Origin of the sequence: Pseudomonas sp. SWRI92 (genome assembly GCF_014268685.1) — a bacterium.
GTDB classification, from domain to species: domain Bacteria; phylum Pseudomonadota; class Gammaproteobacteria; order Pseudomonadales; family Pseudomonadaceae; genus Aquipseudomonas; species Aquipseudomonas marvdashtae.
Genome location: NZ_JABWQY010000001.1, coordinates 460,806 through 472,912, shown reverse-complemented (window position 1 = coordinate 472,912; position 12,107 = coordinate 460,806). Strand labels below are relative to the sequence as shown.

Here is a 12,107-nt window from a genome sequence, read left to right as displayed (position 1 = left end):
TCCCCAAATCAGCCGAACGACCTGCCGCCGTGACTTTATCCAAGTTCAATCTGCCTGATCTGGGCAACACCCCTTCCACCTCGGAAATCATCACCCGGCATCTGCGCGATGCCATCGTGGCCGGACATTTTGCCGAGGACGAGCCGATTCGCCAGGACGACATCGCCCGGCAGTTCAACGTCAGCAAGATCCCCGTGCGCGAAGCCCTCAAGCGCCTGGAGGCCGAAGGGTTGGTGATGTTCCAGCGCAACCGCGGGGCCATGGTCACGCGCATGTCCGAGGCTGAGCTGGCGCAGATGTTCGAGGTACGGATGTTGTTGGAGGACAAAGTCCTGCGCCTGGCGATTCCCAACATGACCGAAGCGACCTTCGCCCGGGCTGAAAGCATCTGCCGGGAATTCATCGGCGAAGACGACGTCGGCCGCTGGGCAGAGCTGAACTGGCAGCTGCACGCCTGCCTCTACGAACCGGCGCAACGGCCCTTCATGGTGGGGTTGATCCGCTCGGTCCACGACAAGCTGGAACGTTACCTGCGCATGCAGATGAGCCTGTCCGCCGGCAAGGAGCGCGCCGATCATGAGCACAGGGACATCGTTGATGCCTGCCGCGCCGGTGACGTAGAGCGTGCGGTAAAACTGCTGGACGAGCATATCGCCGGTGTCTGCAAGACGCTGTTCGAGTTTCTGCCTTCGAGTCGGTAATGCATCTTGGCGCTGTGCCGATTTCGTCACGCATGGCAGATAAAACCCTCAAGCCGCCAGCCCTCGACACGCGCCACGCTTGCCTTCACTCACCTGAAGGGACGTGGCGCCATGAAACGCATCACCGTGATCGACTCCCACACCGGCGGCGAACCGACCCGATTGGTCACCGAAGGTTTCCCCGACTTGGGCCAAGGCAGCATGGCCGAGCGCCGGCAACGGCTGGCCGACCAGCATGACGCCTGGCGCACCGCGTGCGTGCTGGAACCACGCGGCAGCGATGTGCTGGTGGGCGCCTTGCTCTGCGAACCGGTGGACCCGTCGGCCTGTGCCGGGGTGATCTTCTTCAACAACAGCGGTTACCTGGGCATGTGCGGCCACGGCACCATCGGCCTGGTGGCGTCACTCGCGCATCTGGGCAGGATCGGCCCCGGCGTGCACAGCATCGAAACGCCGGTGGGCACCGTGCAGGCGACGCTGCATGACGATCACAGCGTCAGCGTGCGCAACGTACCGGCCTACCGTTATCGCCAGGCGCTGCGCCTGGAAGTGCCCGGCATCGGCCCGGTGGTGGGCGATGTGGCGTGGGGCGGCAACTGGTTTTTCCTGGTCGCCGACCACGGCCAGCGCGTGGCCGGTGACAACCTCGACGCGCTGACCGCCTACACCTTTGCGGTCCAGCAGGCTTTGGAGCAACAAGGCTTTCGTGGCGAAGACGGCGGGCTGATCGACCACATCGAACTGTTCGCCGAGGATCCCCATGCCGACAGCCGAAACTTCGTGCTCTGCCCAGGCAAGGCCTATGACCGTTCTCCGTGCGGCACCGGTACCAGCGCCAAACTGGCGTGCCTGGCGGCCGACGGCAAACTGCAGCCCGGGCAGATCTGGCGTCAGGCCAGTGTTATCGGCAGCCAATTCGAAGGTTCTTATGAGCGCTCGGGCGAGCGCATCGTGCCGACCATTCGCGGCCGAGCCTACATCAGCGCGGAGTCCACACTGATCATCGACCCGGACGACCCGTTCGCCTGGGGCATTCGTTCGTGAACGAAGGCCACGCCGCCGATGTGATCATCATCGGCGCCGGGATCATCGGGGCCGCCTGCGCCCGGACCTTGGCCCGGCGTGGCTTGCGGGTGCTGGTGCTGGACGCCGGTTGGCACGGCGCCACGGCCGCCGGCATGGGCCATCTGCTGGTGCTCGACGACAACCCGGCGGAACTGGCCCTGAGCCAATATTCCCTGCAGCGATGGCGCGAACTGGCGCCCGATCTGCCCCAAAGCTGCGCCTGGCGCAATAACGGTACGCTGTGGCTGGCGGCCAACGCCGAAGAAATGGCCGTGGCCCACAGCAAATACCTGAACCTGATAGCCCATGGCGAGGCCTGCGAATTGCTCGGTTGCGCCGCGCTGCACCAGCGCGAACCGGAACTGCGGGCGGGCCTGGAAGGTGGGTTGCTGATCAAGGGCGACGGCATTCTCTATGCGCCCGCCGCTGCCCAGTGGATGCTCGATCACGACAACATTTGCCAACAGCGTGCCGAAGTCAGCGAAGTCGACGGCCACCGCGTACGCCTCGCCGATGGTCGCTGGCTGAGCGCCGAAGCCGTGGTGCTGGCCAACGGCATCCAGGCCACCGAGCTGTGCCCGGAGCTGCCGATCGAACCCAAGAAAGGGCATCTGTTGATCACCGATCGCTACCCCGCCACCGTCACCCACACACTGGTCGAGCTGGGCTATGTCACCAGCGCCCACAATGCCAGCGGGCCATCGGTGGCGTGCAATATCCAGCCGCGTCCCACCGGGCAACTGTTCATCGGCGCCTCGCGGCAATTTGGCAACGTCGATCCACAGGTGGAAGGCTGGATGTTGGCAAAGATGCTCAAGCGCGCCGTGGACTACATGCCAGGGCTGGCACAGCTCAACGGCATTCGGGCCTGGACCGGTTTTCGCGCGGCGAGCCCCGACGGCCTGCCACTGGTGGGTCAACATCCACAGCGCAAGGGCCTGTGGCTGGCGGTGGGTCATGAAGGACTGGGCGTGACCACTGCCCCTGCGACCGCCGATCTGCTGGCCGCGCAGCTGTTCAACGAAGCTTCGCCGCTTGCCCCGCAGCCTTACCTGCCACAGCGCTTCCTGGGAGAACCTGCCCATGCCTGAATTATTCCTCGATGGCCGTCCATTGTCGGTTGCCGACGGCACCAGCGTCGCGGCGGCGTTGGCCCTGGGCGCGGACGGCTGCAGCCGCACCTCGGTGACCGGCCAGCGTCGCGCGCCCTTGTGCGGCATGGGCGTCTGCCAGGAATGCCGGGTGATGATCGACGGCCGTCGGCGGCTGGCCTGCCAGACGCTGTGCCACGAAGGCATGCAGGTGCGCACCCGACCATGAACGAATCCACTGACATCCTGATCATCGGCGCCGGCCCTGCGGGCATGGCGGCAGCCCTGGCCGCGGCAAGCAGCGGCGCGCGCATCGTCCTACTGGACGATAACCCGATCCCGGGCGGACAGATCTGGCGCGACGGTCCCCAGGCCCACCTCCCCACCGAAGCACGTCGGCTACGCGACCGCTTGCAGGGTTGCCGCAACATACAGTGCCGCATCGGCACCCGGGTGATCGCCAATGCCGCTGAGAAAACCCTGCTGGTGGAAGATGCCGAACGGGGTTGGCTGATCAGCTACGACCGCTTGATCCTCTGCACCGGCGCCCGCGAGCTGCTGCTGCCCTTCCCCGGCTGGACGCTGCCCGGCGTCACCGGCGCCGGCGGTCTGCAAGCGCTGATCAAGGGCGGCTTGCCGGTGCGTGGCGAACGCCTGGTTGTGGCCGGCAGCGGCCCGCTGTTGCTGGCCAGCGCGGCCACGGCGAGACATCACGGGGCGCAGGTGCTACGAATCGCCGAACAGGCCAGCCGCTGCGCCGTGGCCGGTTTCGCCATGCAACTGCCGCGCTGGCCGGGTAAATTCCTGCAATCGTTCAGCCTGTTCGACGGGCACTACCGCACCGCCACCCACGTGCTGGAAGCGTTCGGAACAGACAAGCTCGAAGGCGTGCGCCTGCTGCAACACGGCAAAACTGTTGAACTGGCATGTGATCGGTTGGCCTGTGGCTTCGGCCTTATTCCCAATACCCAGCTGGGCCAGGCTTTGGGCTGCGGCCTTGACGGACAGGCCCTTGCGGTCGATGCCTGGCAAGCCACCACTCGCCCCGGACTTTACGCCGCAGGAGAATGCACCGGTTTTGGCGGCAGCGAACTGGCCTTGGTCGAAGGCGCCATCGCCGGCCACGCCGCCGTCGGCGATACCGTGGCGGCCCAGCGCTTGTGGCCCCGTCGGGCGCGATGGCAGGGTTTTGCCCGGTCGCTGAACGCTGCCTTTGCGCTGGATTTGCGCCTGAAGCAGTTGGTTCGGGATGACACGTTGGTTTGTCGCTGTGAGGACGTGTCTTTTGGCGAGCTGAGCAGTCATGGGAGCTGGCGTGAGGCGAAGCTGGCGAGTCGTTGTGGGATGGGGGCTTGTCAGGGGCGGGTTTGTGGTGCGGCGCTGGAGTATTTGCTGGGCTGGACGCCGCCCCTTCCGCGTCCCCCCTTCAGCCCGGCGCGGATTGAGACGCTGCTATGCCTGGAAGAGACTCCACCTGCTTGAGTGCGCGTCTGGTGGTGTTTTCGGATTTTTGCGTGTATATCCGGTTTTTTGGTGAAGGCTACTAATGGTTTCGCTTTTACAGCGACTCACTTTTATGAAGCGTAAAAGTAAGCAAAACGCTTTTGCCCCACCACTCGGCACCTCGCCTAGGCTCGGTGTGCCTGAACGAAGGCATTGCTCCGTGGGCCGCCGCGAAGGGCCATCCATGGCCCAGCGCGGCTAACCCGGCATCCATGCCGGGTTGCCCACTGCGCAATACCTTCGTTCAGCCAGCGTGGTTAACGGGGCTCCGAGATCAACGTCCACCACGAGGCGGCCTGATAGCCGACCTGTCTGTAGGTGATCGCGTTCCTCCTGTGGGAGGTCTTGGTCTTCGAAAGACCTGCTGAACTCAAGAAAAACGATACCCCCGTGGCGAGGGAGCTTGCTCCCGCTCGGCTGCGCAGCAGTCGTAAAATGCAACCCTGCGATTATCCAGATACACCTTGCTGAATGGTTTTGGGTCTGCTGCGCAGCCCAGCGGGAGCAAGCTCCCTCGCCACAGGTTTATCGTTTGCTTTCGAAAGCGGCGTTTGCTTGTGCCAGTCAAAACCAAGGCACTTTCGTCGCCATGCCTGCTCACCCACCGTCATTGCGAGCAAACCCGTACTCACAGAAGAAACGCGATCCCAACCAAAACCAGGTCGGCCCTAAGGCCGCCTCGCGGCGGACGTTGATCTCGGCGCCCCGTTAACCACGCTGGCCGAACGCAGGCGTTGTGGAGTGGGTATCCCGGCATGGATGCCGGGATAGCCGCGCTGGCCCATGGATGGGCCTTCGCGGCGGGCCCACGGAGCAATGCCGGAGTGAGGGCATGCCGAGCCTTAGCGAGGCACAAAGTGGTGGGGCAAAAGCGTTTTGCTTACTTTTACGCTTCATAAAAGTGAGTCGCTGTAAAAGCGAAACCATTAGCAGCCACAACCAAAAAAACGGATATGTACGCAAAAAAACGCCCCACGACAAACATCATTCCCCAGACGAACACGTGACAAACACATCCCCCTCAATCAACACTCACCCCTCACCAAAAAAAGACGAAGCAGGCCATGTACCCCTCGCTCTCATCCTTCGCACCGTGCAACCTCGACACCTTGCTGGAAAGCCTGAAACCCATAGCACCCTTGCTCGACACCCTCACGGACACGGTGTTCTTCATCAAGGACCGTCAAGCCCGCTACGCCTTCGTCAACCGAACCCTCACCCGGCGCTGCGGTTTCAAGCACAGCGACGATCTGATCGGCCTCACCGCCGAACAAGTATTCCCGGAGCGCTTCGGCCCGCTGTACACCGAGCAGGATCGACGAGTGCTCGCCAGCGGACGAGAGCTGGCCGACCAACTCGAACTGCACCTTTACTACGGCAATCAGCCCGTGTGGTGCCTCACCCACAAACTCGCCCTGCACGAACCCGGCGGCCAAATTGTCGGTCTGGCCGGCATCTCTCGCGATCTGCAACGACCGCAATCGGGCCACCCGGCTTTTCAGAAGCTGGCTGCGGTGGACGCGCACATCAAGCAGCACTTCGCTCGCCCCATCAGCCTCGCCGAGCTGACCGCCATTGCCGGGTTTTCAGTGGCGCAACTGGAGCGACACTGCAAACGCATCTTCCAACTCACGCCGCGCCAGATGATCCAAAAAGCGCGGCTTGACGAGGCTTCGCGACTGCTGTTGGAAAAGGACCTGCCCATCACCGAGATCGCCCTGCGCTGTGGATACACCGACCACAGTGCGTTCAGCCGCCAGTTCCGCGCGCTGACCAGCCTTTCGCCCAGTCAGTACCGTGAAAACCTGCCCTGAAGCTGTTCCTTTACAGGGCGTTTATTGGCGCGATTGCTCCCATCTGTAACACCGTGCCTGCGTGTCCCCACAGGATGCTGATGCGCTCACAATCCAGTAAAACAATGTTTATCAACGGCTTATCGACAAGCTCGGATTAAAGGCCAAAGAGGCACGCCATTTGCTTATCTCATATCGTATACGAAATCCTCAGTACGATATCTCACCGCATTTATTCGACAGCGAGGCATTTATGAAAAACCCTGCATTGGCCGTAGCCCTCAGCGTTGTGCTTTTCCCTCTGCTCTCCCTTCCCGCCCAGGCTGACAAGCTCGACGACATCATCGGTTCGGGCAAACTGCGTTGCGCCGTGACCCTGGATTTCCCGCCCATGGGCTTTCGCGATGAAAGCAACAAGCCGGCCGGCTTCGACGTTGACTATTGTCACGACCTGGCGAAGGTCCTCGGCGTCGATGCCGAAGTGGTTGAAACGCCGTTCTCCGACCGAATCCCCGCGCTGCTTTCAGGCCGCGCCGATGTGATCGTCGCCTCCACCTCCGACACCTTGGAGCGGGCCAAGACCGTTGGCCTGACCGTTCCCTACTTCGCCTTCCAGATGGTCGTGCTGACCCGCGACGACACCGGCATCAACAGCTACGCCGACCTCAAGGGCAAGAAACTCGGCAACACCAGCAGCACCTATGAAGCCATTGCCCTGGAAAAAGACCAGAAGAGCTGGGGCAGCGGTAGCTTTCGCGCGTATCAATCGCAGAACGACACCCTGTTGGCGGTTGCCCAAGGGCACATCGATGCAACCGTGGTGACCAACACCGTGGCCGCCGCGACGATCAAGTCGGGCAAGTACAAGGGCTTGAAAATCGCCGGTGATGCGCCTTATGTCATCGACTACGTGTCCCTCGGCGCCAAGCGCAGCGAATACGGCCTGATCAATTACCTCAACCTCTTCGTCAACCAACAGGTGCGCACCGGCCGGTACAAGGAGCTGTTCGTCAAATGGGTCGGCACCGAAATCCCGCCGGCCAACCTGACCGTGCCCCAGGTCTACTACTGAGGATCGGGGCATGCCAAGCACGCCTATCTGCTTGCAGGGCCGCAGCCTGGTCGAGGGTGCCGCCGAGGGCACCCTGCTGTTCGCCGACGTCGGCCTGAGTTTCTGGGGCGGGGTCGACCCGGCCACGGGCGAAGTCATTGACCGGCACCACCCCCTCAGCGGCGAACGCATGGCCGGTCGGGTGCTGGCGATTCCCAGCGGGCGCGGTTCCTGCACCGGCAGCAGCGTACTGATGGAACTCATCAGCAACGGCCACGCACCGGCCGCCCTGGTGCTGGCCGAGGCTGACGAAATCCTCGCTTTGGGCGTGCTGGTGGCCGAGGTGATTTTCCAGCGCTCACTGCCGGTTTTATGCATCGGACACGAGGCGTTCAACCGATTGCGCGGGCAAGGATTCGCTCGGGTCGAAGGCAACCGCTTGACCTTGTCGGGGCGCCGGCCCAACGATCAATGGCGCGACACAGCCAGTCTCCCGCAGTCGTCTTTGCCTTCCACTGTCCGCTTGAACGAGCGGGATCAGGCGCTGCTCGACGGTGCCCACGGCAAGGCGGCCCAAGTGGCGATGCAAATCGTCCTGCGCATGGCCGACATCCAGGGCGCCACTGAGCTGCTGGACATCACCCAGGCGCACATCGACGGCTGTATCTACACCGGTCCGGCCAGCCTGCGCTTCGCCGAACAACTGGTGCAGTGGGGCGCGAAAGTCTGCGTGCCGACCACCCTCAATTCGATTTCCGTGGACCAGCGCCGCTGGCGCGAGTTGGGCGTCGACCCGGCCTTGGGCGAGCCGGCCAGTGCGTTAGGCGATGCCTACATGGCGATGGGCGCGCAGCTGAGTTTCACCTGCGCGCCCTACCTGCTGGACACCGCGCCGAAGGCCGGCGAGCAGATCGTCTGGGCCGAATCCAATGCGGTGGTCTACGCCAACAGCGTACTCGGTGCCCGCACGCAGAAGTACCCGGACTTCCTCGATATCTGCATCGCGCTGTGTGCTCGTGCACCGTTGGCCGGCTGCCATCTCGATGATCAGCGCAAGGCCGGCCTGATCGTCGAGGTGCCCAGCCTTGGTCCGGTGGACGATAGCTTCTATCCGCTGCTCGGTTACCACGTTGGCAGTTTGGCAGGCCGACGCATTCCGCTGATACGGGGGTTGGAGAACGCCGCCCCCACCCTGGACGACTTGAAAGCCTTCGGCGCAGCATTCGCCACCACCAGCGCCGCGCCGTTGTTCCACATCGCTGGCGTCACGCCGGAAGCCATCGACCCGGATGATGTCCTGGACCACGACACCGTGCTGCCGCTGGAAATTGTCAACGCCGCGGGTTTGCTTGCCAGTTGGCGCGAACTCAACAGCGCCCGCCACGGCCACGTCGACGTGGTTTCCCTGGGTAACCCGCATTTTTCCCTGAGCGAATTCGCCGCCCTGGCGCAGCTATGCGCAGGCCGGGGCAAGCACCCCGACGTGGTGCTGGCAATCACCTGTGGCCGTGCCGTGCTCGAGCAAGCTCGCCTGGCAGGTCACCTGGACGCCATCGTGGCGTTCGGCGCAACGCTGGTCACCGACACCTGCTGGTGCATGTTGGGCGAACCCGTGATCCCGCCCGCCGCCACGACCCTGATGACCAACTCGGGCAAATACGCCCATTACGCGCCGGGCCTGGTGGGTCGCGGCGTGCACTTCGCCAGCCTCGGCGATTGCGTCGAGGCCGCCTGCACCGCCACGGCCAGCGGCGAGCCGCCACTGTGGCTGCAACCCACCGCACGCAAGGGGACCGCACGTCATGTTTGACTACAGCTTCCAATGGCGCCCGGCCCTGCGCGCCTTGCCCGACATGCTCGCCGGGGCTTGGGTGACCTTCGAGACCGCCGCGCTGTCGATGATCTTCGGCGTGCTGATCGCCCTGGTGCTGACGGTGATGCGCCAGGCCCGCCATCCGTTGCTGCGCGGCGTGGGTAATGGCTGGGTGTCGATCGCCCGCAACACGCCCTCGCTGTTCCAGATCTACATCCTCTACTTCGGCCTCGGCTCACTCGGGCTACACGTCAGTTCGTGGCTGGCCTTGCTGGCCGGGATCACTTTCAACAACGCTGGCTACCTGGCGGAGAACTTTCGCGGCGGGCTCAAGGCTGTGCCGAGTACGCAGATGCGTGCCGCCCGCTCATTGGGCATGAGCGCGTTCCAGGCCTACCGGATGATCATCGTCCCGCAGCTGCTGCGCATCGTCTTCTACCCATTGACGAACCAAATGGTCTGGGCGGTCCTGATGACCTCCCTGGGCGTCGTGGTCGGCCTCAACGACGACCTCACCGGCGTCACCCAGGAATACAACGTCAAGACTTTCCGCACCTTCGAATATTTCGCCCTCGCGGCGGTGCTGTATTACCTGATCGCCAAGCTGATCGTCGGGTTGGCCCGGCTGTTGTCCTGGCGCTTGTTTCGTTACTGAGAGGGCTCGTCATGTTTTCTACCAGCCTCACCGTTAACGACGTCTTGTACCTGCTCGACGGCGCCTGGGTCACGGTGCAACTCACCGCGTGGTCGATCCTGTTGGGCACCGTCGCCGGATTGCTGTTCGGCTTGCTGCGGGCGTTGTTGCCTCGGGCCAGCTTGCCGTTGGCCTGGGTGCTCGATATGTTTCGCAGTGTGCCGCTGCTGATCCAGTTCGTGCTGTTCAATTCCCTCAAGAGCATCGTCGGCCTGAACCTCAGCGCCTTCGCGGTCGGTTGCATCGTCCTGGGGGTCTACGCCGCCGCGTATTTCACCGAGATCGTGCGCGGCGGCGTGCTGGCGGTGCCGTTGAGCACCCGACGGGCCAGTCGGTCCCTGGGCATGACCTACTTGCAGGACCTGCGTTTCATCGTCCTGCCAATCGCTACACGCGTGGCTTTTCCCGGTTGGTTGAACTTGGTACTCGGCGTGATGAAGGACAGCGCCCTGGTGATGTGGATCGGGATCGTCGAACTGCTGCGCGCTTCGCAAACCATCGTGACGCGCATCCAGGAACCCCTGCTGGTGCTGTGCATCGCGGGCCTCATTTACTACGTCATGAGCCTGGTGGTCGCCCGCCTGGGCGCGCGCCTGGAAAGAAGGTGGCAAGAAAATGATTGAGATCGAAAACGTGCACAAATCCTTTGGCAACCTCGAAGTGGTCAAGGGCGTGAGCCTGACGGTGAACAAGGGCGAAGTCGTCTCGATCATCGGCGGCTCCGGCTCCGGCAAGTCGACCCTGCTGATGTGCATCAACGGTTTGGAGCCGATCCAGAAAGGCAGCATCCGCGTGGACGGGGTGGAGGTCCATGACAGCGCCACCGACCTCAACCGGTTGCGCCAGAAGATCGGCATCGTCTTCCAGCAATGGAACGCCTTTCCCCACCTGACCGTGCTGGAAAACGTGATGCTCGCGCCGCGCAAGGTGCTGGGCAAGAGCAAGCAGGACGCCGAGGCGCTGGCGGTGAAACAGCTTGAGCACGTGGGCCTGGGCGACAAGCTCAAGGCGTTCCCCGGCAAGCTGTCCGGCGGCCAACAGCAGCGCATGGCAATCGCCCGGGCGCTGGCGATGTCGCCGGACTACATGTTGTTCGACGAAGCCACCTCGGCCCTCGATCCGCAGCTGGTGGGCGAAGTGCTGGACACCATGCGCATGCTCGCCGAAGACGGCATGACCATGGTGCTGGTCACCCACGAGATCCGCTTCGCCCGGGACGTCTCCGATCGCGTGGCGTTCTTCTGCAACGGGCGGGTCCATGAAATCGGGCCGCCGGACCAGGTGCTGGGCAGTCCTGTGCAGCCGGAGACGGCAGCGTTCCTCAAGTCGGTGAAATAGGAGCCACCCATGCGCTCATCCAAAGTGATTCACGTAGTGAGCTGCCACGCCGAAGGTGAAGTCGGTGATGTGATCGTCGGCGGCGTTGCCCCTCCTCCCGGCGATACCGTGTGGGAGCAATCGCGCTGGATCGCCCGGGACCAGACCCTGCGCAATTTTGTCTTGAACGAACCCCGTGGCGGCGTGTTTCGCCACGTCAACCTGTTGGTGCCCGCCAAGGACCCGCGGGCGCAAATGGCCTGGATCATCATGGAGCCGGCCGACACCCCGCCGATGTCCGGCTCCAACTCGTTGTGCGTCGCCACCGTGTTGCTGGACAGCGGCATCCTGCCGATGACCGAACCGCAGACGCGACTAGTGCTCGAAGCGCCGGGCGGCCTGATCGAGGCGCTGGCCGACTGTCGTGACGGTAAGGTGCAGCGGGTGGAAATCAAGAACGTACCCTCCTTCGCCGACCGCCTCGACGCCTGGATCGAAGTCGAAGGGCTGGGTTCGCTGCAAGTGGACACTGCCTACGGTGGCGACAGTTTCGTCATCGTCGATGCCCAGCGCCTTGGCTTCACCATCCGCCCCGACGAAGCCGCCGAGCTGGTGGCCGCGGGGCTGAAGATCACCCGGGCCGCGAACGAGCAACTGGGCTTCGTGCATCCGTTGAATCCCGACTGGTCGCACATCTCGTTCTGCCAGATCGCGGCGCCCATCGTGATGGAAAACGGCGTTGCCACCGGCGCCAACGCGGTGGTCATCCAGCCCGGCAAGATTGATCGTTCGCCCACCGGAACCGGCTGTTCGGCGCGCATGGCGGTGCTGCATGCCAAAGGCTTGATGCAGGTGGGCGACCGTTTTATCGGCCGCTCGATCATCGGCTCCGAATTTCATTGCCGCATTGATTCGCTGGCCGAGCTGGACGGACGCACGGCGATTCACCCGTGCATCGCCGGGCGGGCGTGGATCACCGGGACCCACCAGTTGTTGTTGGACCCGGCGGATCCGTGGCCGCAAGGCTATCGGCTTTCAGATACCTGGCCCGGCGCATGACGTTCAGATCCACTCAAAAC

The 12,107-nt window shown here is 63.5% G+C and carries 12 protein-coding genes; all 12 read left to right on the top strand.

The window, feature by feature from the left end:
• The first annotated feature begins 29 nt into the window (after positions 1-29).
• The 12 genes from HU762_RS01840 to HU762_RS01785 all read left to right on the top strand — a co-directional run bounded on the left by HU762_RS01840 (position 30) and on the right by HU762_RS01785 (position 12,087).
• Entirely contained in the window at positions 30-701 is a 672-nt protein-coding gene (locus HU762_RS01840) for a GntR family transcriptional regulator (protein ID WP_186632101.1), read from the top strand.
• A 111-nt stretch (positions 702-812) separates the two neighbouring features.
• A complete protein-coding gene (locus tag HU762_RS01835; protein ID WP_186632098.1) occupies positions 813-1,745 on the top strand; it encodes a 4-hydroxyproline epimerase in 933 nt (310 codons plus the stop codon).
• Positions 1,742-2,857, top strand: coding sequence for an FAD-dependent oxidoreductase (locus tag HU762_RS01830; protein ID WP_186632095.1), 1,116 nt, complete (start codon positions 1,742-1,744; stop codon positions 2,855-2,857). Before HU762_RS01835 ends, HU762_RS01830 begins: the two co-directional genes overlap by 4 nt.
• On the top strand, positions 2,850-3,086 hold the full coding sequence (locus tag HU762_RS01825; RefSeq protein ID WP_186632092.1) for a 2Fe-2S iron-sulfur cluster-binding protein: 237 nt from the start codon (positions 2,850-2,852) through the stop codon (positions 3,084-3,086). The genes HU762_RS01830 and HU762_RS01825 overlap by 8 nt, the downstream gene beginning before the upstream one ends.
• On the top strand, positions 3,083-4,339 hold the full coding sequence (locus HU762_RS01820; protein ID WP_186632089.1) for an FAD/NAD(P)-binding oxidoreductase: 1,257 nt from the start codon (positions 3,083-3,085) through the stop codon (positions 4,337-4,339). Before HU762_RS01825 ends, HU762_RS01820 begins: the two co-directional genes overlap by 4 nt.
• 1,085 nt (positions 4,340-5,424) lie before the next feature.
• The gene (locus tag HU762_RS01815; RefSeq protein ID WP_186632086.1) at positions 5,425-6,174 is read left to right on the top strand and encodes an AraC family transcriptional regulator; all 750 of its coding nucleotides are present in this window, start codon (positions 5,425-5,427) and stop codon (positions 6,172-6,174) included.
• Between the two features lie 232 nt (positions 6,175-6,406).
• Positions 6,407-7,225, top strand: a complete 819-nt coding sequence (locus tag HU762_RS01810) for a transporter substrate-binding domain-containing protein (protein WP_186632083.1) — start codon at positions 6,407-6,409, stop codon at positions 7,223-7,225.
• Between the two features lie 10 nt (positions 7,226-7,235).
• A complete protein-coding gene (locus HU762_RS01805; RefSeq protein WP_186632080.1) occupies positions 7,236-9,014 on the top strand; it encodes an aconitase X in 1,779 nt (592 codons plus the stop codon).
• On the top strand, positions 9,007-9,672 hold the full coding sequence (locus HU762_RS01800) for an amino acid ABC transporter permease (RefSeq protein ID WP_186610725.1): 666 nt from the start codon (positions 9,007-9,009) through the stop codon (positions 9,670-9,672). The genes HU762_RS01805 and HU762_RS01800 overlap by 8 nt, the downstream gene beginning before the upstream one ends.
• A gap of 11 nt (positions 9,673-9,683) precedes the next feature.
• Positions 9,684-10,334 carry an amino acid ABC transporter permease gene (locus tag HU762_RS01795; RefSeq protein ID WP_186632077.1) on the top strand — a complete coding sequence of 217 codons (651 nt, stop codon included), beginning with the start codon at positions 9,684-9,686 and terminating at the stop codon, positions 10,332-10,334.
• Positions 10,327-11,049: an amino acid ABC transporter ATP-binding protein gene (locus HU762_RS01790; protein WP_186632074.1), complete on the top strand. Its 723-nt coding sequence runs from the start codon at positions 10,327-10,329 to the stop codon at positions 11,047-11,049. The genes HU762_RS01795 and HU762_RS01790 overlap by 8 nt, the downstream gene beginning before the upstream one ends.
• 9 nt (positions 11,050-11,058) lie before the next feature.
• Positions 11,059-12,087 carry a proline racemase family protein gene (locus HU762_RS01785; protein ID WP_186632071.1) on the top strand — a complete coding sequence of 343 codons (1,029 nt, stop codon included), beginning with the start codon at positions 11,059-11,061 and terminating at the stop codon, positions 12,085-12,087.
• The last annotated feature ends 20 nt before the right edge of the window (positions 12,088-12,107 follow it).